Genomic DNA, 25,586 nt, shown 5'->3' with positions numbered 1-25,586 from the left:
GGATGTCCGCTCTCGCTCCACACCCCCCCACGCCGCTCCACTCGAATCACCGACTTTCTCATCCGCAAGGTAAAGCACATCATATTTTTAACCATTTGTGTCGGCATGGACGGTATGTACCTATCGTTCGGGACGGCGGGACGCAGAGGCGTCGCAATCGCCCTCGTCGCAGTGCTCCTTCTTTCGACGGCGACGGGCGTCGCGGCGGCGCAATCCGTCCAGGGACCCTCGGGTACCATTGTCGTCGAGGAGGGCGAAACGGTCTCCAGCGTCAACGCGCTCGCGGGAAGCATCGTGGTCCGAGGAACCGTCACGGGCGACATCTCCGGCGTTGCCGGGACGATTCACGTTGCCGAGGACGGACGCGTCGAGGGGTCGATCTCCGGCGCCGCCGGGGATGTCCGCATTGACGGCGCGGTCGGCGGCGACGTCAATATCGGCGCGGGATACGTCCGCGTTGACGGTCGGATCGACGGCGACGCCCGTATCGGCGCCGAGACGATCGTGCTTGGGCCGAACGCGGACATCAGTGGCGAGTTCCGCTACGACGCCGTCAAGTTCACGCAAGATCCCGCCGCGACGGTCGCAGGCGGCGTCGTGGAGGATTCGAACCTCCGAGACAGCGTCGGTGTCTTCACGCTCCCCAACTGGGTGGCGTGGGGATACAGCCTCCTCGCGAATCTCCTGCTCGGAGCGATTCTACTCGCCCTTTTTCCGGCCTTCTCGGCGAGGCTCGCGGGGCGTGTCTCCGACGAGCCTGCAAAAGCCGGCGGGATTGGATTGCTGACGCTCGTCGGAGGCCCAATTCTCTTGGCGCTGATCGCCATCACGATCATCGGCATTCCGCTCGCCGTCCTCGGCGCGATCGCGTTCGGACTCGGGACTTGGGTCGGAGTCGTCTACGGCCAGTACGCCGTCGGAGCGTGGGTTCTCCGCCGGGCCGGACGGGACGACCGGTGGATAGCGCTCGTGGTCGGCCTTGTCGGGTTCGCCATTCTGGGTGCGGTCCCGGTCTTGGGCGGATTGTTCGTGTTCGGTGCACTCCTTCTGGGACTGGGTGCACTCGCGTCGGGGCTCCGAGATTCATTTAAAACTCAGCGACGGTCGGGTCCCCGTGATCGACAAACGACCTTCGATGAGTCGTTCGCCGATTCACACGCCGGATCTTCCACCGAACGGACGACGGAGGGTCAGTAAGCGCGGTCGGACACCGATGTCGCTCCCGAGGGTCGATACGACCGAGCGCGGCTAGGACTTTGGCGGTGTTCACCGCGGGGATGATCGATCACTTATAAACAGCCGACAGCAACACCGAAATCCGATTGACAACCAACCACGCCATCGATCCGCGTCACGTAGAAGTGGATTCAGTATAGCGACCATCAATTTATGACGGGTCTCTCGGTGTTGTCTCTACGGTGTCGACCGGTTCGCAGGTCACGTCACAGCTGGGCGTCGATCGCGTCGTTGGCCCGGTCGATCCCGGCGAGCGCCTTCGGATCGATCGCTGCGACGGCAGCGTCGCCGTATCCCGCCTGCCCGTCGCGCACGAGGCTCTTTCGGACCTCTGAGAGAGCGGAGACGACATCGAACAGGTGGTCGTCGGACACCTCTTCCTCGCCGTTTTCGGCAGCCGCGACCGCGGCCGACGCCGCACGTTGGGCACGCCTGAGTCGATCGAGTACCGCGTTGCGGTCGCCGTCGGATTCCGAAAGCGACTCCGCGAGCGCGTACAGCTCGTCGAGTTCGTCGCGGAGCGTTCGTGCGAGCGCGAGCTTCCCGGTTCGGACGCGCCCCCGGACCGCGTTTCCGTCGTCGTCGAACGAATTCGGGGTCACGCGATACGCACCGCGGTTCCCCTCCCGGTCGGCCACCTCGACCGTGTACCGCCCTTCGCGGTGGACCGCGACCGCAAACCGATCCGTCTCGACCGGCTCGCCGTCGTAGACGACGCCGGCGTAGTCCTCGACCACGCGCACCTGCTGGACCCCGTTCGTTTTGCGGGCGTCGCCCCGTATCCAACCGGCGTCCTCGCGAGCGACGACCGCGAGTTCTCCGTCGCCGCCAACTTGGACGAGTCCGCCGTCATGAACGAAGCGGGACGCGACCGGGGCGAATCCCGGTCCGTTGGCGACGAGGAGATGCGGGCCGGCCTCGACACGAAGGTACTCGAAGACCCCGCCGCGGGTGACCGTCGCGGTCGGGTCCTCGCTCGCGAGCCGAACCGCGAGTTCCGTCGGAAGGGGAAACAGCGACACGCTGGCGACGTCCGCGACCGCGTCGGCGGCTCCGCTTGTGACCCCGTCGAGGGCGCCCGCGGTGCCGGCCCGAAGCTGTCGGACGCGCCCGACGACCCGGTTCGTGAGTCCGTCGGGCTCCGTGCCGTCGATCCGCCGGCGGTGCGCGGGATCGGTGATGTCCGCGAGTGGGTCCGCGAACCGCTCCTGCTCCCACGGAACACCGACCGAGGTAAGATGGCTCGCGAGCGCGTCCTCGACGAACCCGGGGATCGCGAACTCGAAGCTCAGCTGTGGCCCGACGAAGTCATCGATCGCGTCACGGAGCGGCGAGAGCGGTTCGAGCGCGTAGGTCGCATCCGCGTCGACGGCGCTGTCCGGGTGGGCGATTACGAGCCCGGGCTCGCGTCGCGGGATGTCCTCAGGTGGGGTCGGGAGCCCCCGCCACGACCCGACGGTAACCCGCTCGTCGATCAGGTCGGTCCGCTCGATCGACAGCGACGGGTGTTCGTGGAGGGGAACGCCGTCCAGTTCCGGAAGGACGAACGGAAGCCGCGCCCCCTCGTCTCGGGGGAGACCGTAGGCGAAGGGCGCGCGGATCGCGGCCGAGACGTCGAGCGCGTCGTTGGTCACGTCGGAAACGAGGTCGCCGATCGGAAGCCGCTCGAAGCTGGGAACGAGCCCGTTGACCTCGCTGGCGCTGGAGTGAGACCCCACCTCGGAGAGGATCCCAGGCCGGGTTCCCTCCGGGATCTCCGGGTCGAGAAACTCGTTATTCGGACTGGCGCGCGAGTGCGCGCTGGCGGAGAGCAGTATCGGGTCGCCGCTCTCGCGGTCCACGAACACCTGCAGCAGCTCCCAGTCGTGCCAGTGGAAGTTGACGGTGAACTGGTCGAACGCCGAGTAAAGCCAGTACTGCACCGCGTCGACGCCCGGCGCCGCCTCGACGACGTTGTAGAACGCGGTGGGCGCGGGTGGTCCCCCCGCCTCCCGGAACGCCGCCGAGTACTCGTCAAGCGCGGTGAACCCGTCGACGACGGGGCCGTTGTCGGTCTCGACGACGTACGGTCGCGGATCGGTGGGGTACCACTTCTCTAACGCGCCGAAGTACAGATCGGGCGCGTATCGGCTGACCACTGCCGGAATCTCGTCGGCGGGTTCGTCCAGGGGGGCCTCCTCTCCGTCGGGGTCCCCGACGGTATCTGTATCGTCAATTTCGCTCTCCTCGCCGGGGTCGAGAGCGGCGTCGGGCCGCGAGACGTACCACGTGCCGACGATGCCGCTTCCCGCGAGCGCGGCGAGCCCCGCATATCCGAGCACGCGGCGGCGGTCAAAATCCTCGGGAGACCCGCCGTTCGGCTGGCTCTCGGCGCTCGGCTCCTCGCGTGTCTCCTCGTCTCGCTCGGGCATCTGATCCGATGAACTGAGGGCCCGACATGCGTTAAGCGTTACCTATTACCAAATAACGACTCTGAAACGCCGAGCCGCCCGTGTATCGGGGTTCGTACCGTCGCTCAGGCGGGGAACATCGAATACTGCGATTCTTCGGGGGTCAGATCCTGGACGTCCGCCTGGAGCCGACCGGCCTGTTGTAACCGCCGCGTTCGCGCTTCCGAGTCGCTGAGCTGGTACGGCCCGTGAAGCCTCGTCGAATACGGATCGTACGCTTCGGTATCGAAGCCGATCTCCTGAAGGTAGGACTCGACGTCCGCGGCTCCGAGCCCGGATTCGATCGCTTTCCAACTCAGGTCTTGAAGCGTCTCGAACTCCGGGATCCGGATGCGATCATCTCCGACCGCTGGTTCGCCGAACTCAACGGACGCCGTTCGCGTGTGCGAGAGGAGACCCTCGACGTCGGTCGCGAGTTGGAGGATTTGGCTGGGGAGCGTGGCGTCCGGTGCCCGCCACTCGACCGTCGGCTGATGCTCTCGAAGGCGGACGGGGTTCAGTACCGTGTCCTCGGGCGTGAACAGTTCCTCGACCGTCTCGCGGGACACGCCCTTGTCGGCCGCCAGCCGCTTGAACCGATCGTACTTCTCTTCGACACGGTCTCGCCATTCTGCGAGGCTGTCGACGTACTCCGAGAGGTCGGTGTAACGCCGGAACGCGTCCTCGCACTCCGACCGGTAGGCGAGCGCGCGCGACGAGTCCGCTCCGTGGGTCCCGTCGTAATAGGCCGAAGAACTCACTAACGCGAGCGCCGGATCGAGTGCGGTCAGGAGATTGAGCTGGTCGACGACCTCGTCCTGCTCGAAGTGGACGTGGGCCCCGGCGCAGTTCTTGGCGCTCTCGGCACCGCTGCTGCAGATGGTTTCGAAGGCTCGTCCCCGGTCGCAGTTCGCAGCGACGTCCGACGCAGTCAACGGAGTTCCAAGCGGGACGAGACGTTTGCTCGCGCGCTCCGCCGCGAGGATCGCCGTCTGCAGGGTCGATTGGAGATCGCGCCGCAGGGCGCGCTCGCTAGAGTGCGGTTTCGTCTGAACTTCGATGAGCGGATCGATGAACTTGGGTTCTATCTGATTATCTGCGTAGGTTATCTCCGTCCCATCACACAGCCGTCCTGTCTCGTCGACGACCCACAGCTCCAGTTCGACGCCGGTGGTGAGTGTGTACATGGGTTAGATCACTATCGGCAGGACCGGCTCAACGGGTTGGTTTTCGGCGTCGCACTCGACGAGTCCTGCTGGCACCGCCTTCGGTAGGTGCGCTACTCGGATCGGAAATTCTCTCGTTATATCGGACATACTGTGTCTCTGATAAGACATCCCGATGGTAGCCCACTGAAGGGTTCGCCTAAGCGTTTAGATTGGCGATCGTCTCTCGCTCTAAAGATCGGTGTCGGCCTACTGACGCTCAAACTGATCCGTTTCGCTCTCGGCGGCGTTTCCAGGTGCGGCTGACCACACGCAGGTGTGGCTGTTCAGTCCTCTTCGACGGCTGTGATCGCTTCCGCTGGCGCGTCACAGTTCGGGCAGGATCCCGGGAGTCCGTCCTCCAGCTCGTCCATCTCTCCGCACTCGCCGCACCGCCATATCAGGTATCCCTCGCCGAACTCCTTTCCCGGCATTTCCTCGACTTCGCTCTCCTCCCCGGCCATCTCCTCGGCTTCGAAGCCGCCGTCAATGAGGCCGCTTACCTGTCCAACCACCTGCCTGTTGCTGTCGTACACTAGCTCTCCCGGTTCGATCGACACGCTCTGGACTCGGTTCTGTGGTTCCATACCGAATTCGTCGTTCGTTCGCCTCATGAGCGTGTGGCCAACACATGTGGAATCCTCTCGATTCGTGGGGTCTCGATGACTGATTAACACATATTGGCGATATCCTATTGACGATTATCGGTGATAGACAAGTGTGATAGTAGGATTTGTCGGTTCGATAGTTGCGTTTATCGTCGCGCTCCTAATCGGAGGGCTTGCGATCTACATCAGTGCTCGCGTGATCGTGGACGCAGACGACTACAGCCACGCCGTCGTCACCGCGTTTGTCGGCGCCATCGCGTGGGCGCTGACGGCGTGGATCCCGCTTTTCGGGCCCCTCCTCGCACTGATCGTGTGGATCGCCGTCATCAATTGGCGGTATCCCGGCGGCTGGCTCCAGGCAGGTCTGATCGGCGTGGTTGCTTGGGCTTCCGCACTCATCATCCTCTACGTCTTGAACATGGTCTTTGGACTCGGAATCGGTGCGTTCGGGATCCCCGGAGTCTGATCCGATGCCCTCGTTACAGCCCCTCGCGACCACGTGGACGGTCTGAAAGCTGGCGAGCGAGCGGGTCGATCCGATTGGCGCCGTGGTCGTCACCGCCGTCGTGCTCGGCGGAACCATCTATCTCACGCCGTGGTTAGCTGAGAGGTTCCCCGCACTGGCGGTATCGTCGGGAATGCAAGGCGTGAGCGGAACTCGGCCGCCGAGTGACGAATCGACGGCTGCCTGACGCCCGCCCCGTCGTCGCGTCTGTCGCGTCTGTCGCGTCTGTCGGGGCGGGACCGCTTCGAACTACTGAGCAGTGCGTCGTGATCGATTCCGAGAGTGGGTGTTTCACTGCGGGAGAGCGGGTATTTATACGTGTTCGAGTGATGTTGCGGTCAGTTGTTTATAAATGACCGGCGACGCTGCAGTGAACACCTGCAAAGCCCCACCCAACCGCACAGCGACCGCACAGCAACCGCAGCCTCACACCTCCCCAGCCTCGTCGGGCGGCCTTCGCTTCGCTCCGGCCGCCCGACTCCCTCACACGCGCTCTTCGCGCCCGGTCGGGCGCTCAGAGGCGCGCGCCACCGCGTCTTTGTTTATAAACGATCATCGCACCCACTCACGGGAATTTAAATAACTACCGCTGCCGACGATCTGCAACACTCACTCTATCGGATACTCACCACAGTTCCGGCTGAAACACCGCAGTGTCGTTGACGACCCGATCAATCCTGGTCAGCGTCCGGGATGAACGGCTCCCACGGCGAAGCCGGCATCGCACCCTCGCCCGCGGTCGTCTCGAACACCGCTTCGAACAACGTCCGCTCGGCCCCGCGGAAGTGCTCACTGAACGTCGCCTGGGTGACCCCGAGCCGATCGGCTACCTCTTCACCGGTACTCTTTCGCGGCCAGTCGAAGTAGCCGGCGTGGAACGCGGTCTTGAGCACGGCGCGCTGTTTCTTCGGGAGTTGGTTTTCGAACGCCAAGTGAAAGTCGGCGATGGCCGGGGTGTCCCGGGGGACGGTCCATTGGGCACGCAGCGTCGCGTCCGCGCAGTGGTCCTGGACGAGTTCGACCAGTTGATGTTTGTCTCGCTTCGGCGGAACTTCGACGACGAACTGGAGTTCGCCGTCGGCGACGGTGATTCCGGTCACGAAGGCGCCGTGTTCTGCGAGGGCCGGCACCAGCTCGTCCCCCCAGCTCGTGGTGAGTTCGACGTCGTACGAGTCGGCGTCGGGCGAGAGAATTCGGAGGTCGGTGACCAGCGTCGAGCGATCGACCGTCTCGGTGAACTCCGCCTGAGTAATTCCTTCGACGTTGCCGTACGCGAGGATCCCGGGATCGGTCTGAATGAGATGCTCGAACTCGAGGGTCCACCCCTCCGCTGAGGCAGCGACGAGGGCGTCGGTCTCGCCGTCCTGGCTGAACGTCAACTGGAGTACCGTCTCGCTCGTGAGGGCGTCCTTGCGTTCGACGGCGGTAATGGCGTGGCCGATGTTCTCTCCGAGCCGCGAGAGGTTCTCTCGATCGATATTGCTGAAGGCGTCCGACGACTCGTCGTAAATGGCTACGATCCCGTAGTGGACGTCTCTGTAGGCGACGGGTATCGCGGCCATGGTCCGGAATCCGCACGTTCGCATCTGGTCTCGACAGCGATCGAACTCCGAGGCGGTTTCGATGTCTTGGACCACCTGTACCGCTTGGGTGCGAACCGCTCTGGCCTCCGGTCTCTCACCGTCCGTGTCTCCGTCGAAGGGGACCGTGGCGATGTCGAATCCGCAGTCAGCAGGTGCGGATTCACGCCGAGCGAATCGCGCCGCCGAGTGATTCACGTCACCGATCCAGGCGAAGTCGTACGCGTCGGGTTCGACGAGCCTCTCGCAGACCGCTCGTTCGAGTCCCTCGCGCGTCGATTCCGTTATGAGAGCATGGATGACGTCTTGACTGATCCCGTACAGCCGATTGAACGCCTCCAACTGCTCACGATACCGAATCCGTTCACGCTCCTGACGGGACTGCTCGATCGCGTACTGAATCGAGTGGACCAGCAGGCCACCCGTCACCTCGTTTTTCACCAAGTAGTCGTGGGCGCCGTGCTGAATGGTCTGGACGCCGAGATCGCGATCGTCCTGTCCCGTGAGCACGACGACGGGCGTGTGCTCGGCCGCTTCGACGACACTGACGAGCGTGTCGAAGCCGGTGCTGTCCGGAAGCCCCAAATCGAGCAGTATCACGTCGACGGCTCGTTCGGCCAATCGTTCTAGCCCCGCTTCGAGAGTCGATTCGTGGTGGACCGACGACTGAGCGGGAGCCGACCCGTCGAGGGTGATCCGTTTGAGCCGTGTCCCCGCTTCGTCGAGCATCTCCGTAACGAGTCGCGCGTCACCGGGGTTGTCCTCGATGAGGAGGACATCGAGTGTGCTGTTACTCATATCCCTCCCCGGCCGACGGGAGCTGAACGATCTCGAGCCAAAAATCTTCGAAGGAGGTGATCGTGGCGATGAATTCGGACGGATCGATCGGTTTCGTCATGTACGCGTTTGCCTGCAGCTCGTAGGACTTGGCGATGTCTTCTTCGGCTTGCGAACTCGTCAACACGATCACCGGGATATGTGCGAGATGAGGGGCTTCCTCCGTCAGTTCTTCGAGGAACTCGGCCCCGCTTTTGCGGGGGAGATCGAGATCGAGGAGGATGAGGTCGGGTCGGGGGACGCCCTCGTACGTCTCGCGTTTGTTCAGGAAGTCCAGCGCTTCGACGCCGTCGTTGACGACGTGGAGCGTGTTGGAGAGATGGCTCTGAGCGAACGCCTCTTGCGTGAGTCGGATGTCGCCCGGGTTATCCTCGATCAGCAGAATATCGACCGAGGTGTGCGGATAAGTCTCGTCACTCACGGTCATCACCGACGACTGGGAGCGTGAACGAGAAGGCCGATCCCTCGCCCAAACTGGAGTCTACCCAGATATCACCCTCGTGGCGTTCGACGATTCGCTTACAGAGAGCTAATCCGATCCCCGACCCGTTTTCGTCCGGGCCGTCGAGACTCTGGAACACCTCGAAGATGCGGTCGGCGTCGGCGGGATCGATCCCGATACCCTCGTCGCTGACGGAGAGCAGCCATCGATCGCCGTCTCGTTCGGCAGCGACGTGTATCCGTGGCGGGGCGTCGCCGCTGTTCGCCATCGCGTTCTCTAACACGTTTTGAAACAGTTGGCGTAGCTGTCCGCGGTCACCCTTGACACGGGGTAAGGAGTCCGCAGTGATCTCGGCGTGGTGCTCGTCGCACATCAGTTGGAGCGCGTCTCGGACGTCCGCGAGAACGTCCTCTAGCTCAACGGGCTCGAACGGATCTCCACCCGACTCGACCCGTGAATACGCCAGCAGGCCGTCTATCATCTCGCGCATTCTGTCGGCGCCGTCAACGGCGAAATCGAGGAACTCCTGTCCCTCATCGTCGAGTGTGTCTCCGTAGCGCTCTTCGATGAGTTGGAGATAGCTGGAGACCATCCGAAGTGGCTCTTGGAGGTCGTGAGACGCAGCGTATGCGAACTCCTCGAGCCGTTCGTTGGACTCCTCGAGCCGTTGTTGGCGCTGTTTGCGCTCGCTAATGTCCCGCTCGACACCCGCGATCACGGACCCGTCACTGGGCGTGTCGATCGACGACGCGACGAGTTCCATCGGAACTCGCTCTTCGCGTGTTGCTTCGATGGGTGCCTCAACGCGTTCGTTCCCCGAGGTAAGCGTCTCGGCCATGTCGTCGGCGACTCGCTCTCGGTCCTCCTTGACGATGAACTCCAGCGGGTCTATCCCCGCAATCTCGTCTGAGTAGCCGGTGACGGAACGAGTACTCGTGTTCCACCGCTGGAAGCGTCCCTCCCTGTCGACGAGGTAGAACAGCCGGGCGGGCGCCGATCCCGGTGACGAAACGCGAGTGAGCGGACCACTCCCCGTAGTGGCGAGGTCCCAGTATCGCCGGCGCGCTCCGGAATTCTCGGTTTCGGCGAGAGAACTTCTGTTGCTACTCGGCGGTGGAATCATGATACAGGCCCACTTTCCCAGAGCCATTTAGCTACGCACACCCAAACGGACACTAATCTCAGTCACACTCGCACTCGGAAGCGGATCCGTTCAGGGTGCGGATAAGAAACGGGGAAATGGTCGGAGAGCGGCCACCGAGAGCATATCCGGGCGATAGCACCGAAATAAAGGAGTCTGTTAACCGGACTCCAAACCGGTCGGAGTGAGGCTCAAATCGACACGACGGCGATCGGCGTGTCGCTCCCGACGTGGACCGCTCTGGCTCTCGGCGCACGGACTCGCGCTCTCGAGACAGGGCCCTCTCGGCGGCGATCGACCCCCTGAGAGACGGCAACGCGCAAGGGCACAGACGTCCGACGCGCACGGCGGTCCAACATGGTCAAAGCGCCCCGGTGGTCAGACATGATAGCTCCCTATAACGAGTGACTAACTCGCGTCGGTCAATCATTCCTCGCAGACGCCGATAGTCGGCGGCTCGAACGGTCTGAGCCCCTTTAAATTAGAATCAATCAGTTCGAAGTGGTATTTGTGGGCGTGGATACTCTTATAAACTCACGTATGGTATAACGTATCAGAATGACGCGAAGGATACAGCGACGCGACGTACTCAAAGGCGCCGGAGTTGCCGGCATCGCGGCACTTGCCGGTTGCTCAACCGAGAGCGGCGACGGAAGCGACAGTTCTGACGGCTCCGACGGAAGCGACGGTTCTGACGGCTCCGACGGAAGCGACGGCGGGTCCGGCGACAGCGCGCCAGACGCCGTGATGGTCGTCGGCTTCCCGGAGTCCGGCATCCAGCTGTTCCGCGACTTTTATTCCGACTTCGCCAGCGACGTACCCGAGCTCGACATCATCGTGCCCGACGGGCTGATCGACTCCGGTCTCCCCGGCGAGGTCGACAACGACATGAACAACGTCATCGGGACAGCGCCGTCCGCCGACGGCCCGGGCGCGGAGTTCTTCGCCAGTTTGTACGAGGACGAGTACGACACTGAGCCGGGCGTGTTCACCGCGCAGGCGTACGACGCGATGGCGGTCGAGATCCTCGCGGCAACCGCCGCGGGCGAGAACGACGGCGAGGCCATCCGCGACCGAGTCCGGACCGTCGCGAACCCCGGCGGTGAGGAGTTCGGCCCGGAGACCCTCCCCGAGGCGGTCGAAACTGTCGCCGCAGGCGACCCCGTCCACTACGTCGGCGCGTCGTCGAGCGTCGACTTCGACGTGAACGGCGACATCGCCACCGCGGCGTACGACGTTCAGGACTTCCAGGACGGCGAAATCACCACGCTCGACACCCTGGAGTTCGGCAAAGATCTCTCGGAAGAGGATCAGAACGCGACGGCGGCCGACCCCGTCGGCGTCGACGAGTTCGAGGCGATGATCGGCGTGTTGATGCCCGAGACCGGCGATCTCGGTCCGCTCGGCGGCCCGATCCGCGACGGCGCGCTGCTCGCCGCGACGCAGGTCAACGACGCCGGACTGAGCGTCACGGTGGACACCCGCGTCGAGGACACCCAGACCGACCCGCAGGCGGGGATTTCGGGCGCGAACGCGCTCGTCGACGCCGGCTACGGTGCCGTCGTCGGCCCAGCCTCCTCGAACGTGAACCTTCAGGTGGCCGACCGGGTGTACATCCCGAACGGCGTCGTCGGCATCTCGCCGTCCTCGACGAGTCCGGACGTGACCGACCTGGACGACAACGGCTACATCTTCCGGACTGCGCCGTCCGACCTCCTGCAGGGCCCGGCGATGGCCGAGCTCGCGATGGGCGAGCTGGTCGGCGCCGAATCCTCCGGAACGCTGTACCTCAACGACGCCTACGGGCAGTCGCTCGAGGAACAGTACGTGGCCTCCTTCGAGGACAGCGACGGGACGATCACGGACCGCGTCTCCTTCGAGCCGGCGCAGGCGACGTACACCAGCCAGTGGTCGAGCGTCCTGAACCAGTAAGCGTCCCGTAGCGACTGTCGGGCGTCGAGCGTTCCGGTTCCGTTTTTTCACTCGTCGACAGCCGAGTCGTCGGAGCGCGTCTCGTCCGAGTAGCGTGGCGCTGCGAGTTGCGAACCGACAGCAGCGAGCGCTATCTGCGAGTCATAGGCGGGATGTAGTAGCTGTGTAGTCCGAACCGGGCCACAAGAGCCATCCGGCAACGATCGGTTTTGAGGAAGAGTGTCAATACAGACGGCTGTTTTCCCCCTTGAAGTAAACAGGGCCGTATGGTGTCCTCTCTGCGAGACCGTCACGATTCGGCCGCCTGGATCCTCATCGGTGTCCTGATCACAGCGATGGTGGCGTTCGTTCTCTACTCGTTCGTCGGCGCCATCGTGATCGGCGTTTTTCTCTACTACGCGACACGGCCGATTTACCGATGGATCGACCAGTGGACCGAACATCCGGACCTCAGTGCGACGGTTACCCTCCTGACCGTCGGCCTGCCGATCCTCCTCATCCTCACGTATGCCGCGTTCGTCGGGGTCCGCGAGGCCGACCGGTTTTTCGCAGTCGCAAATCTCGAACAGCTCAGGACGGTGTTAGCCCCCTACGTTGACATCGTGTCGGGGTCCGAAGAACAGGGGCTGTTCGGTATCCTCCGTGACAACGCCTCCAGGGCGCAGGGATTCGCCAGTTCGGCCACAGCCTGGTTGTTACGTCTCTTCGTCAGCTTCACGCTCGCGTTCTACCTCCTGCGAGACGATTACAAGATCGCACACTGGTTCCGTCGGAGCTTCGAGAACCAGCCCGCCGTCGTGACCTTCGCCGAACGGGTGGACGACGACCTCACGACGATCTACACGGGCAACCTCATTACGATCGGTGCGAGCGGCCTCCTCGCCGTCAGTACCTACTACGCCTTGGACGTCATCGCTCCGACCGGGATGGGGGTCCAGTTCCCGGTTCTCTTGGGACTCGTGACCGGTGTGGCGACGCTCATCCCGGCCATCGGTATGAAGCTCATCTACTACCCGTACACCGGCTACCTCGTTTGGCAAGTCGTGTCTAAAGGCGAGGGGTCACTCTGGTTCCCGGTCGTCTTCTTCCTCGTAACGCTAGTCGTCGTCGACGTCATTCCGGACTTCTTCATCCGGTCGTACGTCTCGAAGGGCGAACTCAATATGGGCCTGCTCCTCCTGACGTACGTTCTCGGTGTCGTGGCGTTCGGCTGGTACGGGGTGTTCTTCGCGCCGATCGTACTGGTCGTCTTCGTCCACTTCCTGCGGGACGTCCTCCCAGTGCTCCTGGGATCGGACCCGGAAGCAAGGTGATGGAACGCGGTCCGTCGGACGACTCCGGTTCCGAATCGTTGTTTCGCGGAACCCCTTCGCGAGTATCCGTCCGGTCTCCCCGCGGTCAATCTGTTGATCGGCACGCCGGTCCCGTACCCACCGCAATCGGGGCAGGATGCGCCACCGACTGAGGAGTGCAACAGAGCCGGTTGGAACCTCACAGAGCGAACCGGTCGCCGACCAAACGTCCCGCGGGCCGGGAGCCCGACGACCGAGCTACCCGCCGAGGAAGTCCTTCCGGACGTCCTCGTCGCCGAGCAACGCCTCCCCGCGGTCGGTGTACCGATTCTCGCCGTTGACGAGAACGTAGCCCCGGTCACAGCGTCGGAGCGCCTCCTTGGCGTTCTGCTCGACCATGAGCACCGCCGTCCCCGAGTCGTTGATGCGGTCGATCCGATCGAACATGTCGGCGACGAGGTCGGGCGCGAGCCCCGCCGACGGCTCGTCGAGCAACAGGAGGTCCGGGTTGAGCATGAGCGCCCGCCCCATCGCGACCATCTGCCGCTGGCCGCCCGAAAGCGTCCCGGCCTTCTGCCCCTTCCGTTCCCGGAGGATGGGGAAGCGGTCGTAGATCTCTTCGATCTGGTCTTCGGGAACGCTGTCGAGGATGTACGCGCCCATTTCGAGGTTCTCGCGCACGCTCAGTCCCGGGAAGACGTTGTCCGTCTGCGGGACGAACCCGATCCCCTCGCGGATGATCTGCTCGGGCGCGAGCCCGTGGATCGACTCGCCCTCGAACTCCACGGTCCCGTCCATGTACGTCGTGAGCCCGAAGACGGTCTTCATCACCGTCGACTTGCCGGCCCCGTTGGGGCCGACGATGGTGACGTACTCCCCGTCGGCGACGTCGAGGTCGACGCCAGAGAGGATCTGCAGGTCGCCGTAGCCGGCGTCGAGGTCGCGGAGCCGGAGTATCGCGTCGCCGTCGAGCGTGTGAGTCGTTCCCGCGTCGACGGTGGCGGCGGCGGGAGGCGCCCCGTCCGGGCCGCCGGACTCGTCGTCGCCGGCGGAGCCGCCGGGCTCGCCACCGGCCGTTTCGTCGGTGGCATCGCCTTCTTCGACGCTCATATGTCCTCCCCCAGGTACGCCTCGATGACCCGTTCGTTGTTCCGTATCTCGTCGCCGGTCCCCTCGGCGAGAACGCTGCCCTGGTGCATGACGATAACGTGTTCGCAGTTGTTCATGATGACGTCCATGTCGTGTTCGACGAGGAGGAACGTGTAGCCGTCCGTGCGCAGCTGGTGGATCCGGTCGAGAAGCTTCTCTTCCAACGTGGGATTCACTCCCGCGAGGGGCTCGTCGAGCAGGACCACCTCCGGGTCGGTCATGAGCGCGCGGGCCATTTCGAGGAGCTTCCGCTGTCCCCCGGAGAGGTTGCCGGCGTGTTCGGTCGCAAGATGGTCGATCTCGAAAAAGTCGAGGGTCTCCCAGGCGCGCTCGCGGATCGCCTCTTCCTGTTCGACGACCTCGCCGCGAAGTCCCGGCGTGACCGCCCGGATCGCCGACTCGCCGATCTGCCCTTTCGGCGCGAGCATCAGGTTCTCCAGGACGGTCATCTCCTCTAGCTCGCGGGCGATCTGGAAGGTCCGGACGAGCCCTTTCCGGGCCATCCGGAACGGTTCCAGTCCGGTAACGTCCTCGCCTTTGAAGTACACGGACCCGGCCGTCGGCTCGTGGACGCCGGTGATGCAGTTGAACGTGGTCGACTTCCCGGCGCCGTTGGGACCGATCAGCCCCGTCAGCGACCCCTGTTCGACCTCGAAGGAGGCGCCGTCGACGGCGGTGACGCCCCCGAAGCGCTTGACGAGCCCCTCGACGCGGAGCGGCGGCGCCCCGGCGGGGACGTGTTTCGCCGCCTCCTCGACCGCGCTGTCGTTCGCCTCGGGCTCGTCGGAGATCGTGTCTGCCGCGTTCGCGTCGACCGCGTTCGCGTCCGCCGCGTCGTCGACATCGGACGCGTCCGGGATGTCGCTACTCATCGGTCTCACCCCCACTGGGGCGCTCCGAGAGGTTGACGGCCGCGGCCGTCTCGATCCGGTCGCCGAGGATTCCGTCGGGCCGCCGGTGCATAATGAACACCAGGATGAGCCCGAGGAAGACGAACTGAAGCGGCGCGATGTTGTCGGTCGCGAACGCGAGGAACGCCGTCGGGTCGAGCGTGGCGACCGCGTCCGCGAACGACGGGGGCGTCTCGGCGTCGATGATCCCGCGGACCGCGGATCCGACCCGACGCGGTCCCTCGAAGAGGACCGTCGCGAAGACGATCCCGCCGAGGACCGAGCCGGCGTTCGACCCGGACCCGCCGATGATGACGGCGACGAAGACGTAGAACGTCAAGAGGGGCATGAACTGCGGCGTCGGCGAGACGTTACCCTGACTGCCGAACCAGAGGATCCCCGCTAACCCCATCAGCGCACAGCCGATCACGAACACCTTGATCTTGATCAGGTCCACGTTCTTCCCGAGCGAGTCCGCGACGAGCTCGTCCTCTCGGATCGCCTTGAGCGTCCGACCGAACGGCGACCGGCCGAGCCGTTCGAGCAGGACGTAGAAGGCGATCACGAAGACGGCGAGCACGGTGATGTATCCCCAGTCGATGAGGATGGTGTTGGCGATTCCGAGCCCGCTCTCGCCGAGAACGCCGAAGACGAAGTCGCCGAGGGCCGTCGGCGTTCCGGCCTGCCCGTCGACGAGGAACAGCTCGCGGACCGGGTTCTGCGGCATCCCCATCCCGCTCCCGCCGCCGGTGCCGACGCCGAGCGTGTCTCTGAGGAACGTGTCGAACGCGCTCGACTGGAGGAAGAGTCGAACGATCTCCGAGATGCCGAGCGTGACGATCGCGAGGTAGTCGGCCTTGAGCCGGAGCGCCGGGAGCGCGGCGAGCAGGCCGACGACCGCGGCCACCAGCATCCCGGCGGCGATGCCGACCGGGAGCGGGAGCCCGAATCCGGGCGGGCCGAACGCCGGGTCGGGGGACCGGACGACGATCCCCATCGTGTAGACGCCGAGCGCCATGAACCCGGCGACGCCGATGTTGAACAGTCCGGCGTAGCCCCACTGGAGGTTCAGCGCGAGCGCGGCGAGCGCGTAGACGAGCCCGAGGAACGTCAGCGTGCGCATCAGGCCCACCACGCTGTTGAGCCCGTCGGTGAACGTGAGCACCGCGGCGGCGAGGTAGACGAGGAGCAGCGTCCCGAGCACGAGACCGAGGTCGCTCCGCCGGGCGGAATCGATCAGGGCGGCGGTCGCGCTCTCAGGCGGCTCCGCGCCGTCAGACGGCGGTGAAGCGTCGCTCATGCGGTCGAAACACCTCCGAAGAGCCCCTCGGGGCGTAACAGGAGCATGACGATCATCACGGCGAAGGCGGCTGCCTCGTTGAAGTCTGACGGGATCCAGATCGTCGAGGTCGTGAAGACGATCCCGATGACGAGCCCGCCGGCGATCGCGCCGTACACCGAGCCGATTCCGCCGAGGATCACGGCCGCGAAGATCAAGAGGAGCAGCAGCCAGCCGAAGTCGAACTGGATCGTGCCACGGAGCAGCACGTAGAGGTACCCCGAGGCGCCCGCGAGCCCGCCGCCGATGATCCACGTCGCGGTGACGACGCGCTCGGCCGGAATCCCGGTCACCAGCGCGAGGTCCTTGTTGTCGGCCATCGCCCGCATCGCAGTGCCGAGCTTCGTTCGCTGGAGCATGAAGTGCATCGCGAGCATGAGTCCGACCGCGGCGACGACGATGGTCAGTTCGTGGGCGTTAACGGAGAGCCCGAGCGGGCCGAACGCCAGATTCGAGGCGTCGATGGCCGCCGTGACGCCGCGCCGGTCGGAGCCGTAGACGAACTGGATCGCGTACCGGACGATCAGCGCGGCGCCGATCGACGCGATGAGGATCGAGATCCCGTCGCGGTCCCGCATCGGCTTGTAGAACACGCGGTCGAGCGCCAGGGCGACGGCGGCGGTGATCGCAAACGCCGCGAGCAGCCCGACGAGTATCGCGATCGGCGTCGAGAGGATGTGCGCTCCGATATCGCCGGCGGTCGCGCCCCCGGCGTCCCGGACCGTCAGCAGTGACCGGATCGGGATGTCGCCGAATCCGGCGATCAGGAACGCGACGCCCCAGCCGGTGAACGCCCCGGTGCTGAGCAGGTCGCCGTGCGAGAAGTTCGCGAACGAGAGGATGCTGTACGTCATCGAGAGTCCGATTCCGGCGAGCCCGATTACGAGCCCGATCACGACTCCGTTCCAGAGGTTCGAGCCGAGTCGATCGGTCGAGAGCGCCCCACCGATCGGACCGAGCGAGAGCCCGGCGAGCTTCGCAGCGAGGTCGACGAGGAGCAGCCCACCGAGGAGGGCGACGAGGAGCACCCCCGGCCGGGCCCGCACCGAGTCGACGATCGACGATTCAGTTGTTCCCATGTGTGCGTCTCACTGACGCAGCGTCAGATACCGAGAGGTAAATAACTCGCTGTTTCGACAAAAGTAGAGACCTCAAACGTCGTTGACAGCAAGGGACGTGTTCGTTTCAGTCGCCGCCCGCGGCCCGCGCGTGGCGCCGGGCGTCTTCGGGGGCGCGCCCCTCGCGGAGCAGCGCCTCGACGAACAGCTCGCCGGCCTTGTACGAGGATCGGACCATCGGTCCCGAGGCGCAGTACAGGAAGTCGAACTCCGTCTCGGCGACCGCGCGCCACGTCTCGAAGACGTCGGGGTGGACGTAGTCGAACACGTCGAGGTGCGAGCGCGAGGGCTGGAGGTACTGTCCGAACGTGACCACGTCGACGCCGACCTCACGGAGGTCGCCGAGGGTCCGGTACACCTCGTGGTCGTACTCGCCGACGCCGAGCATGAGGCTCGTTTTGGTGTGAATATCCGACTCTCGGTCCACCTGATCGAGCACCGCGAGCGACTGCTCGTAGTTCGCCCGGCGGTCTCGGACCGGCCACTGGAGCCGCTCGACCGTCTCGACGTTGTGCGCGATCACGTCCGGCCCGGCGTCGATAATGCGGTCGATGGCTTCGGGGTCGCCCTGAAAGTCGGGGATGAGCGTCTCGACGAGGATCTCCGGGTCCCGTCGCTTGATCGCGCGGATCGTCTCGGCGAAGTGCGCGGATCCGCCGTCCGCGAGGTCGTCGCGGTCGACGGAGGTCAAGACGACGTAGTCGAGGCCGATCTTGGTCACCGCCTCGGCGACGTTCTCGGGCTCGTCCGGGTCGAGCGCCTCCATCCCGCCCGTCTCCACGTCACAGAAGTTACACCCGCGCGAGCAGCGGTCGCCCATCAGCATGAACGTCGCCGTTCCCGGTCCGTCCCGGCCCGACCAGCACTCGCCCATGTTCGGGCAGTTGGCCTCCTCACAGACGGTGTGGAGGTCGCGCTCGCGGAGGCGCTCTTTGATCTCCGTGAACCGGGAGCCGGACGGGGGACGCGACTTCAACCAGTCCGGTTTCCGACGACCGCGTTGCATACCTGAGCCACGGTGGCCGGGTGCAAAAACGTGAGGGTCCACCCACCGCCCCCGGCGTCACTCGAGAGCGTCACTCTCGACGACCGTCGCGAACTCGCCGTCGAGGTGCGCGAGCGCGACGCGGTGAGACGTGTCGCCGTCGATCGGCTCCCCGTCGTACCCCTCGCGAGCGTGGGTCGCGGTGGCGTCAGCGACCACGACGACCTCGTACCCGCGGTTCTCGGCGGTTCTGACCGTCGTCGAGACGCAGTGGTCGGTGGTGAGCCCGCAGACAACGAGCGACTCGTGGCCCGCCTCCCGGAGCCACTCGTCGAGGCCGGAGTCGAGGAGGGCGCCGTTGACCGACTTCTCGAAGGTCGGCTCGCTCTCCACGGGCGCCGTCTCCGGCTTCCACCCGAATCCGGGCGCGTCGGGGCGCAGCGGGGAGTGGGGCTCGGTCGAGGCGTGTCGCACGTGCGCGACTGGGCGGTCAGCTTCGCGCCACCGGGCGAGCAGCGCGGCCGCGACCGACTCCGCGTCGGGGTTGTTTCGCTCGCCCCACCCCGGCTCGTCGAACCCGATCTGGAAGTCGATCAGGAGGAGGACGGCGTCGTCGACGTTCGGAGCGTGCTTAGTCATCGCCGAGCATCGACTCGCGGAAGGTGCAGTAGTGTTCTTGAAGCCACCCGGGCGCGTCGTCGAGCCGATCGTGGAGCGCCTCTTGGTCCAACAGCACGCCCTCAGTGCCCGGCTCGTTCATACCACTCGTGGGGGACAGACGAGCTTTTGGCTTTCGCCGGTCGCCGTCGCATGAGAACGGATCGACGCTCGTGGGCCGGGAGCGTATTTAAATACACACCACAGGTCTGTGTCTCACCGTCCCTTCGCTCGTGTTCAATATTTCTGTTGGCATGGGACGGTCCCGGCCGCGGGACCCTTGCGATGAGCGTTGAGCGTGCTGTCCTGGCGCCCACGATCCGGGTATCTCCCCGGATTGATCGGATCCGAGGGCGGTGTTAACCACTCGTTATCAGTATGTATCGGGGTCGTCGCCGTCGCAAGTCGCAGTCGCAAGTCGCCGTCGCACCACTCGGGACGGTGACGTGTGCTCGACAGCCGACGCAATCGATACATAACAATAACCTCAGGGTAAAAAGACGCAGAGAAGATGGACGACAGTTCGGGAGCACGTCTCACCGAGAGCGACCCGTCTCCGCATGCCGGTCCGAGAACGAACCGTCCACCGATGGGACGGCGCGGGACGAACCGCCTCAACCATGGGTTCCGGTCCCAACCGCCGAACACCCGACTGCGGGCCCTTCCGAGAACCGTTGGGAGCGACAGATGAGATTCGACGAGGAGTCGGTCAACGTCTTGCAACTCGTGACGACGCCGCGACCGTTCTTCCGACAGCAGGTGGAGGTGCTTGAACGGAGCGGCGTGTCGTCGACCGTCGTCCGAGTTCCGCCCGCGGACGGGCGTCGGTTAGGACACGAGTACGCGGTGTTCTACGGACGTGTCCTCTCGGAACTGGCGACCGGAGAGTACGACTTGGTCCACGCGAACTTCGGGCTCACGCTCCCGTTCGCACTCGCTCAACCGATCCGGCCCGTCGTCGTCTCGCTCTGGGGAACCGATGTCTTCGGGGAGTACGGCTGGGTCACGGATCGATTCGTCCGCCGGGCCGACGCCGTCATCGTCATGTCCGATGAGATGAACGACGCGGTGGACGTGGAGGCGAACGTCATCCCGCACGGTATCGACTTCGAGCTGTTCGAGCCGATGCCACGGGCGGAGGCCAGACGCGAAGTGGGTTGGAGCGACGATGCGAAACACGTTCTGTTTCCATACGATCCGGACCGGCACGTCAAGGACTTCCCTCGCGCGGAGCGAGCCGTCGATGAGGCGGCGGGTCAGGTGGACGAGAACGTAGTGCTACAGACTGTCTACGATATCCCGCACGAACGAGTTCCGCTCTACATGAACGCCGCGGACGCGTTCCTCATGACGTCGAAGTGGGAGGGGTCGCCCAACGCCGTCCGCGAGGCGCTCGCGTGTAACCTACCAATCGTTTCGACGGACGTCGGCGACGTCGCTGAGCGCGTCACCGGCGTCTCTCATTCGCACGTCTGCGAGAGCGACCAGGAATTGGTGAACGCTCTCGGCTCGGTTCTCGCCGCCGGCGACCGGTCAGACGGCCGGGAGTCGGGGAACGTCTCGAGCCTCACGAACATGAGGGAACGCATTCTCAACGTCTACGAGTCCGTCGGCGTGCAGTGTCCCGATATCGATCAGAACGTACGGACCGAGAACCGATAACTAGGACGTAACAAAGTACGAATCCGGCGTAGCACGCAGTATAGATGGGTCAATTCGTATTCGACAGCGGCGGTTCCTCAGATGTGATCTATTCGAATGTCTCGTAGGACTCGAATGTCTCGTAGGGAGCGCCGTCGCGGTGCCACGCGGTCGAAGATCGTACTCACGCTCGGGTTCGTACTACTCACGGTCGGACTCCTCGCAGCGTACGTCGAACCGGCCTCGGGATACGAACTGTCTCCGTACGCCTCGACACCGATACTCTTCTGGGCTTGCACGGCGCTGGGTAGTCTGGCCTCGCTGGCCGTCGCGTTCGATCGCAACCGATCGCCGCAACTGCGGACGATCGCGCTCCTTCTCGCCGTCGGCGTCTTTGTCGCCGTCATCTCGATACCCATCGTCAGAAACTACCAGTTCTTCGGTCCGGCGGATTCGCTGACCCACCTCGGTTGGATTCGCGACTTCCATACCGGGGCCTTGCAACCGTTCGATATTCTCTATCCGGCGACGCACGTCATCGCGCTCTTGTTCGCCGAAGTTGGCGGTGTGCAACTTACGCGGGCGGGACAGCTGACCGTCGTCGTCTACTTCGTTCTGTACCTCCTCTTTCTCCCGCTGTGTGTGGCCTACCTCTCGGACAGCGACTGGGCGGTCCCGTTCGGTCTCTACGCCGCGGCCCTCTTCTTGCCCGTCAACAACGTAAGCGTCTTCCGGATGATGCATCCGACGACGCAGGCCATTCTCTTCTTTCCGTTCGTGTTCTTCGTGACGTTCCGATATCTCAGGGCCCCCTCTGACACCGGGGGGCACCGCTTTTCGCCCAGTCCGTGGACCACACTCCTGTACGTCGCGGTGGCGTCCCTCCTCTTCATCCACCCACAACAGGCCGCGAACCTCCTCGTCGTGTTCGTGACCATCTCAGTCCTACAGCTGATATACAGGGGTGCCGGCGATTGGCTCGGCGATTACGGTATCGACACGGAGCGGCTCGCTTACCCTCCTGCCGTCTTCCTTGCGGTCCTCTTCGGACTGTGGGTGCCGCAACACGGTCGAGCAACCGGACCTGGGAGTATCATTATCGAACGGGTCATCCAATTCGTCACCGGAACCAGTGAGTCACCGATCGACGGTGCCACACAGCGCGGGAGATCGCTAACCGATATCGGCGGTAGCATCGAGGAACTCTTCGTCAAACTGTTTCTCGTGACGCTCCTGTTTTTCATCGCCGCCGGACTGTTGATGCTTCTCAGTTACGCGGGCCGAGTCGACTGGAAAGACGTGAACAAACGAGCCGTTATCAAATACCTCTCGGTATCGTTTTTGGCCCTCACGGCGATTTTCCTGGTATATTTCCTGTCGAGCGTGACGACGCAGCACTACCGGCAGATCGGACTCCTCGCGATGGTCGCGTCGATACTCGGGACGGTTATGCTGTCGGACGGTTTGACCGCACTCGCAGATCGGTTTTCCATCCGGTCGGTTGTCGGGGTTGCTGGACCCATCCTCGCGGTCATGTTGCTTCTATCGGCTGCCTCCGTGTATCAGTCGCCCTATATCTATCAAGAGTCGGCCCACATCACAGAAATGGAGCTGACGGGGTACGAGACCGCCATTGACCACCGAAGCGACGAGGTGGTCTTCACGAAAATCCGCGGCGGGACGGGACGCTACGCCGACGCGGTGTACGGTCGCAACGGTAGCGAGCAGATGAATATTAACCGAGCCGATGAGCCGATTCCGGATCAGGTGTTCAACCGGGGGAACATGACGACGTACTACGACGATCCGCACTATCTCGTTGTCCTGCAACGCGATTACGACCGAGAAGTCATCGTCTACAAAGGGTTCCGGTTTACCAGTCGCGGGTTCGATCGCCTCGACAAGCGGTCCGGCGTGAGCAAACTCATCTCCAACGACGGCTTCCAGCTCTACTACATCGAACCGACGAACAAAACGGCGACGGTAAGCCCCAGCGGCGCCGTCTCCGGACCTGGGCGGCCGACGCTCTCAGCATCGTCGGCGGTTCGATAGCGGGACGTGACGGTCGGCGTCACTGCACCGTGACGGTCGGCGTCACTGCACCGTGACGATTGACATCATTGCTCCGTGACGGTCAGCCGGTGGTACACTTCGACGTCGGCGTTCGATCGCGTCGGCGCTTCCGGCGGCTCCCCCTCGTACACGAGGTAGACGACGCGGACTCGCTCACCGGTGAACGTCGGGCTCAGTTCGTGTGAACGCTGCCACCGTTGATCGGCCGCGACAGTTCTGCTGAACCGATCGAGCTGCCGTTCGGCGATCACCGTTCCTTCCGGGCTCTGCCGCTGTAACTTCGCGACTACCGTGTAGTCAACGCTCCGGTCGTGGTAATTGTCCACCACGAAGACGAACTCCTCGGTCTGTTCCAGGGTCATCTCGGCCGGGAGGTTTCCCGCGACGAGTTCGTCGTCGTCGTTCGTCCCGTACAGGGCCGCGGTCGAGTAGGACGTCCCATCGTTGGGGACAGTCAGAACGAATCCGGTGGTGAGGACGGCGACCAGAACGGAGATCCCGAGAACGACGTTGAGTATCGATTCCCGCTGCGTTCGTCCGGAGACACTCGCTCCGATAACCGACGCCTTCCCCGCGAACGACGGCGCGTAGCGGTCAGCGGCGGGCGTCCGGAGTCGACGCACCGTTCCGACAGCGGTGACGACACAGATGAACAGGGCAACGGTTATTACACCCGTCTCGGCCGTGATCGCCCCGGTCACGGCCGACGTAAGCAGTCCCAACAGCGGGAGTAGCGCGACGCTAGTGCCCACGGAGAGGGCGAACCGGACGGTCGGCGAGAGCCGGACCGGATCCTCGCCCATCAGAGATGCGGTCAGATTTCTCGGAACGCGTCGGCCGTGGGGATGTGGAGTGCTTCCGTCTTTCTCGGGGAACAGAGCGGTCACAAGAGCGTATCCGGGTAAGACCAGGAGTATGGAGAGCGTGACAGCGGCTCTGATACCGGGCCCCGGTTCGAGGATGACCGCGGCGGCGAGAACGACGACGGCGGCCAGTGAGGCCCAGACGTCGTCGGGAACCTCTCGAATCATCCGTCGATCGCTCGGAGTCGAGCGCCGCGGCGTTCTCCTGACGTCGTCACGCGCTCCGTGAATGGATTGTGTGTAAATGGATCGTGTGTGAGTGCTCGCATATGAGTCGTATTTTCGGTGAGGTCGTCTGCTCTCGTCGTCTCGTTCGGGACGATCGTCGTTTCGTCCGAGACGATCGTTGAGAGCGTGCGTTTCGAGTGTAGTGATTGTTGCCGTATAATTAGGAGTGTCCTGTTTCGCGGCACGAATCGCTCAGCGCGGACGATTCATCGCTGCAGATGCATCGCGATCCGGCTCGATCAGTTAACAGATACATAACAATGCCCGTCTTCCACGGCTTGGGTCATACGGCACAATCGCGAAATGGGAATGAAATATCGATCCGAAATCGTCCGTGTACATCGTCCTCACAACGGAGTCATCGCGGGGAGTGCTTGAGAATGCGCGTCGCCTACACGATCCAGCATCCCGCGCACGTACACCTGTTCAGGAACTCGATCCGAGAGCTCGTCGAATCGGGCGACAGCGTGTTCGTGTTCGTCAGAGAGAACGACGTCGCGACGGACCTGCTCGACGGGTATGGCATCGAATACAACCGACTGGCGCCGGAGACGAACTCCTTCGCGGGACTCGCCGTCGCGCAGGCGCTCTACGAGGGTCGCCTCCTCCGCAACTGCCGGCGGATCGATCCCGACGTCATCGTCGGGATGGGCGAACCGGGGGTGTCGCATGTCTCGACGCTGTTACGGACGAACGGACTGATATTCACGGACACGGAGGACGCGACGATACAGAACATGCTCGCCTTCCCGCTCGCGGATCGGATCTGTACCCCCGATTGCTACCGGGACGACATCGGGGAAAAGCAGTGGACGTATCCGGGGTACCACGAGCTGGCGTACCTACATCCCGACCGGTTCACGCCCGATCCGTCGGTGTTCGACGACGCGGATGTCGACCCCGACGAGAAGTACGTGGTGCTTCGCCTCGTCGCTTGGAACGCCCTCCACGACATCGGTAGCGCCGGCTTCGACGAGCTCGAGACAGTCATCGAGCAGCTCGAGTCGACGGGGACCCGCGTCATTATCACGTCCGAAAGCGACCTCCCGGATCGATTCGACGAGTATCTGATGCCGACGGCGCCCGAGGAGATCCACCACGTGCTACGCTACGCAGACCTGTTCATCGGTGAGAGCGCGACGATGGCGGCCGAATCGGCCGTTCTCGGAACCCCGGCGGTTTTCGTGAGCCCGATCCGTCTGGGATACATCGACGAGTTGGCCGACGAGTACGGGCTCGTCTTCCAGTTCAACGGTGACGACCGTCAGTCGCAGGGGCTGTCCAAGGCGGTTTCGATACTCGACGGATACGCGGCCGAAACGTGGGGCCGTCGACGCGAAAAACTCCTCGAGGACAAGGTCGACACCACGTCCGTCATCCTCGAACAGATCCGCGAGATGGCGTCTCGTCGCTGATCGGCACTCCTTCGTATACCA

Annotated in this window: 20 protein-coding genes and 1 pseudogene; 7 read left to right on the top strand and 14 right to left on the bottom strand. The window is 64.0% G+C overall.

What is annotated here, in order from left to right; genetic code table 11:
- Positions 1-114 precede the first annotated feature (114 nt).
- On the top strand, positions 115-1,197 hold the full coding sequence (locus ACNS88_RS00620) for a bactofilin family protein (RefSeq protein ID WP_435092895.1): 1,083 nt from the start codon (positions 115-117) through the stop codon (positions 1,195-1,197).
- Positions 1,198-1,442: 245 nt separating this feature from the next.
- On the opposite strand, the gene ACNS88_RS00615 is transcribed toward ACNS88_RS00620, so the two are convergent.
- The 3 genes from ACNS88_RS00615 to ACNS88_RS00605 all read right to left on the bottom strand — a co-directional run bounded on the left by ACNS88_RS00615 (position 1,443) and on the right by ACNS88_RS00605 (position 5,457).
- The gene (locus ACNS88_RS00615; protein WP_435092893.1) at positions 1,443-3,647 is read right to left on the bottom strand and encodes a hypothetical protein; all 2,205 of its coding nucleotides are present in this window, start codon (positions 3,645-3,647) and stop codon (positions 1,443-1,445) included.
- Positions 3,648-3,751: 104 nt separating this feature from the next.
- The gene (locus ACNS88_RS00610) at positions 3,752-4,852 is read right to left on the bottom strand and encodes a glutamate--cysteine ligase family protein (RefSeq protein WP_435092892.1); all 1,101 of its coding nucleotides are present in this window, start codon (positions 4,850-4,852) and stop codon (positions 3,752-3,754) included.
- A 305-nt stretch (positions 4,853-5,157) separates the two neighbouring features.
- Positions 5,158-5,457, bottom strand: a complete 300-nt coding sequence (locus ACNS88_RS00605; protein WP_435092890.1) for a DUF7130 family rubredoxin-like protein — start codon at positions 5,455-5,457, stop codon at positions 5,158-5,160.
- Positions 5,458-5,593: 136 nt separating this feature from the next.
- Here ACNS88_RS00605 and ACNS88_RS00600 point away from each other — a divergent pair, with 136 nt between their 5' ends.
- Positions 5,594-5,944 (top strand): hypothetical protein, encoded by a 351-nt coding sequence (locus tag ACNS88_RS00600; RefSeq protein WP_435093637.1) that lies wholly within the window; start codon positions 5,594-5,596, stop codon positions 5,942-5,944.
- Positions 5,945-6,654: 710 nt separating this feature from the next.
- Here ACNS88_RS00600 and ACNS88_RS00595 read toward each other — a convergent pair.
- From ACNS88_RS00595 to ACNS88_RS00585, 3 genes are read right to left on the bottom strand one after another with little or no spacing between them, the layout of a single operon-like run.
- Positions 6,655-8,361, bottom strand: a complete 1,707-nt coding sequence (locus ACNS88_RS00595; RefSeq protein WP_435092888.1) for a bacterio-opsin activator domain-containing protein — start codon at positions 8,359-8,361, stop codon at positions 6,655-6,657.
- The gene (locus tag ACNS88_RS00590; protein ID WP_435092886.1) at positions 8,354-8,827 is read right to left on the bottom strand and encodes a response regulator; all 474 of its coding nucleotides are present in this window, start codon (positions 8,825-8,827) and stop codon (positions 8,354-8,356) included. The genes ACNS88_RS00595 and ACNS88_RS00590 overlap by 8 nt, the downstream gene beginning before the upstream one ends.
- Positions 8,814-9,992 carry a sensor histidine kinase gene (locus ACNS88_RS00585; protein ID WP_435092884.1) on the bottom strand — a complete coding sequence of 393 codons (1,179 nt, stop codon included), beginning with the start codon at positions 9,990-9,992 and terminating at the stop codon, positions 8,814-8,816. The genes ACNS88_RS00590 and ACNS88_RS00585 overlap by 14 nt, the downstream gene beginning before the upstream one ends.
- 549 nt (positions 9,993-10,541) lie before the next feature.
- Here ACNS88_RS00585 and ACNS88_RS00580 point away from each other — a divergent pair.
- Both ACNS88_RS00580 and ACNS88_RS00575 read left to right on the top strand, forming a co-directional pair.
- Complete coding sequence (locus ACNS88_RS00580; RefSeq protein ID WP_435092882.1) at positions 10,542-11,915, top strand: ABC transporter substrate-binding protein; 1,374 nt, start codon at positions 10,542-10,544, stop codon at positions 11,913-11,915.
- A 266-nt stretch (positions 11,916-12,181) separates the two neighbouring features.
- Positions 12,182-13,228, top strand: coding sequence for an AI-2E family transporter (locus ACNS88_RS00575; RefSeq protein WP_435092880.1), 1,047 nt, complete (start codon positions 12,182-12,184; stop codon positions 13,226-13,228).
- Between the two features lie 237 nt (positions 13,229-13,465).
- Here the strand turns inward: ACNS88_RS00575 and ACNS88_RS00570 are convergent, their stop codons facing one another.
- The 7 genes and pseudogenes from ACNS88_RS00570 to ACNS88_RS00540 form a co-directional block, all read right to left on the bottom strand.
- Positions 13,466-14,317, bottom strand: a complete 852-nt coding sequence (locus tag ACNS88_RS00570) for an ABC transporter ATP-binding protein (protein WP_435092878.1) — start codon at positions 14,315-14,317, stop codon at positions 13,466-13,468.
- Positions 14,314-15,228, bottom strand: a complete 915-nt coding sequence (locus tag ACNS88_RS00565) for an ABC transporter ATP-binding protein (RefSeq protein WP_435092876.1) — start codon at positions 15,226-15,228, stop codon at positions 14,314-14,316. The genes ACNS88_RS00570 and ACNS88_RS00565 overlap by 4 nt, the downstream gene beginning before the upstream one ends.
- A complete protein-coding gene (locus tag ACNS88_RS00560; RefSeq protein ID WP_435092874.1) occupies positions 15,221-16,546 on the bottom strand; it encodes a branched-chain amino acid ABC transporter permease in 1,326 nt (441 codons plus the stop codon). Before ACNS88_RS00560 ends, ACNS88_RS00565 begins: the two co-directional genes overlap by 8 nt.
- Positions 16,543-17,664, bottom strand: a complete 1,122-nt coding sequence (locus tag ACNS88_RS00555; RefSeq protein WP_435092872.1) for a branched-chain amino acid ABC transporter permease — start codon at positions 17,662-17,664, stop codon at positions 16,543-16,545. The genes ACNS88_RS00560 and ACNS88_RS00555 overlap by 4 nt, the downstream gene beginning before the upstream one ends.
- Before the next feature lie 106 nt (positions 17,665-17,770).
- On the bottom strand, positions 17,771-18,709 hold the full coding sequence (lipA, locus tag ACNS88_RS00550) for a lipoyl synthase (RefSeq protein WP_435092870.1): 939 nt from the start codon (positions 18,707-18,709) through the stop codon (positions 17,771-17,773).
- Between the two features lie 57 nt (positions 18,710-18,766).
- Positions 18,767-19,327 (bottom strand): cysteine hydrolase family protein, encoded by a 561-nt coding sequence (locus ACNS88_RS00545; RefSeq protein ID WP_435092869.1) that lies wholly within the window; start codon positions 19,325-19,327, stop codon positions 18,767-18,769.
- A pseudogene (locus ACNS88_RS00540) lies at positions 19,326-19,448 on the bottom strand (YqcI/YcgG family protein); the annotation flags it as partial. The gene ACNS88_RS00545 and the pseudogene ACNS88_RS00540, both read right to left, overlap by 2 nt.
- A gap of 584 nt (positions 19,449-20,032) precedes the next feature.
- On the opposite strand from ACNS88_RS00540, the gene ACNS88_RS00535 reads away from it, so the two are divergent.
- On the top strand, positions 20,033-21,007 hold the full coding sequence (locus ACNS88_RS00535) for a glycosyltransferase (RefSeq protein ID WP_435092867.1): 975 nt from the start codon (positions 20,033-20,035) through the stop codon (positions 21,005-21,007).
- 114 nt (positions 21,008-21,121) lie between these two features.
- Entirely contained in the window at positions 21,122-23,038 is a 1,917-nt protein-coding gene (locus ACNS88_RS00530) for a hypothetical protein (RefSeq protein WP_435092865.1), read from the top strand.
- Positions 23,039-23,103: 65 nt separating this feature from the next.
- On the opposite strand, the gene ACNS88_RS00525 is transcribed toward ACNS88_RS00530, so the two are convergent.
- Positions 23,104-24,090, bottom strand: coding sequence for a DUF1616 domain-containing protein (locus ACNS88_RS00525; protein WP_435092863.1), 987 nt, complete (start codon positions 24,088-24,090; stop codon positions 23,104-23,106).
- A gap of 440 nt (positions 24,091-24,530) precedes the next feature.
- Between ACNS88_RS00525 and ACNS88_RS00520 the strand changes: the two genes are divergently transcribed.
- The gene (locus tag ACNS88_RS00520; protein WP_435092862.1) at positions 24,531-25,565 is read left to right on the top strand and encodes a DUF354 domain-containing protein; all 1,035 of its coding nucleotides are present in this window, start codon (positions 24,531-24,533) and stop codon (positions 25,563-25,565) included.
- Positions 25,566-25,586: the final 21 nt, after the last annotated feature.

Source organism: Halorubrum shenae, from assembly GCF_051194165.1.
Lineage (GTDB): Archaea > Halobacteriota > Halobacteria > Halobacteriales > Haloferacaceae > Halorubrum.
Note: the sequence above shows the minus strand (reverse complement) of the source record. Positions and strands in the feature narration are given on the sequence as shown.

Excerpts from the sequence above, each read along its gene's own strand:
- ACNS88_RS00620 (WP_435092895.1), top strand. The coding sequence starts at position 115 with ATGTACCTATCGTTCGGGACGGCGGGACGCAGAGGCGTCGCAATCGCC.
- ACNS88_RS00615 (WP_435092893.1), bottom strand. The coding sequence starts at position 3,647 with ATGCCCGAGCGAGACGAGGAGACACGCGAGGAGCCGAGCGCCGAGAGC.
- ACNS88_RS00610 (WP_435092892.1), bottom strand. The coding sequence starts at position 4,852 with ATGTACACACTCACCACCGGCGTCGAACTGGAGCTGTGGGTCGTCGAC.
- ACNS88_RS00605 (WP_435092890.1), bottom strand. The coding sequence starts at position 5,457 with ATGGAACCACAGAACCGAGTCCAGAGCGTGTCGATCGAACCGGGAGAG.
- ACNS88_RS00595 (WP_435092888.1), bottom strand. The coding sequence starts at position 8,361 with ATGAGTAACAGCACACTCGATGTCCTCCTCATCGAGGACAACCCCGGT.
- ACNS88_RS00590 (WP_435092886.1), bottom strand. The coding sequence starts at position 8,827 with ATGACCGTGAGTGACGAGACTTATCCGCACACCTCGGTCGATATTCTG.
- ACNS88_RS00585 (WP_435092884.1), bottom strand. The coding sequence starts at position 9,992 with ATGGCTCTGGGAAAGTGGGCCTGTATCATGATTCCACCGCCGAGTAGC.
- ACNS88_RS00580 (WP_435092882.1), top strand. The coding sequence starts at position 10,542 with ATGACGCGAAGGATACAGCGACGCGACGTACTCAAAGGCGCCGGAGTT.
- ACNS88_RS00575 (WP_435092880.1), top strand. The coding sequence starts at position 12,182 with ATGGTGTCCTCTCTGCGAGACCGTCACGATTCGGCCGCCTGGATCCTC.
- ACNS88_RS00570 (WP_435092878.1), bottom strand. The coding sequence starts at position 14,317 with ATGAGCGTCGAAGAAGGCGATGCCACCGACGAAACGGCCGGTGGCGAG.
- ACNS88_RS00565 (WP_435092876.1), bottom strand. The coding sequence starts at position 15,228 with ATGAGTAGCGACATCCCGGACGCGTCCGATGTCGACGACGCGGCGGAC.
- ACNS88_RS00560 (WP_435092874.1), bottom strand. The coding sequence starts at position 16,546 with ATGAGCGACGCTTCACCGCCGTCTGACGGCGCGGAGCCGCCTGAGAGC.
- ACNS88_RS00555 (WP_435092872.1), bottom strand. The coding sequence starts at position 17,664 with ATGGGAACAACTGAATCGTCGATCGTCGACTCGGTGCGGGCCCGGCCG.
- lipA (WP_435092870.1), bottom strand. The coding sequence starts at position 18,709 with ATGCAACGCGGTCGTCGGAAACCGGACTGGTTGAAGTCGCGTCCCCCG.
- ACNS88_RS00545 (WP_435092869.1), bottom strand. The coding sequence starts at position 19,327 with ATGACTAAGCACGCTCCGAACGTCGACGACGCCGTCCTCCTCCTGATC.
- ACNS88_RS00535 (WP_435092867.1), top strand. The coding sequence starts at position 20,033 with ATGAGATTCGACGAGGAGTCGGTCAACGTCTTGCAACTCGTGACGACG.
- ACNS88_RS00530 (WP_435092865.1), top strand. The coding sequence starts at position 21,122 with ATGTCTCGTAGGGAGCGCCGTCGCGGTGCCACGCGGTCGAAGATCGTA.
- ACNS88_RS00525 (WP_435092863.1), bottom strand. The coding sequence starts at position 24,090 with ATGATTCGAGAGGTTCCCGACGACGTCTGGGCCTCACTGGCCGCCGTC.
- ACNS88_RS00520 (WP_435092862.1), top strand. The coding sequence starts at position 24,531 with ATGCGCGTCGCCTACACGATCCAGCATCCCGCGCACGTACACCTGTTC.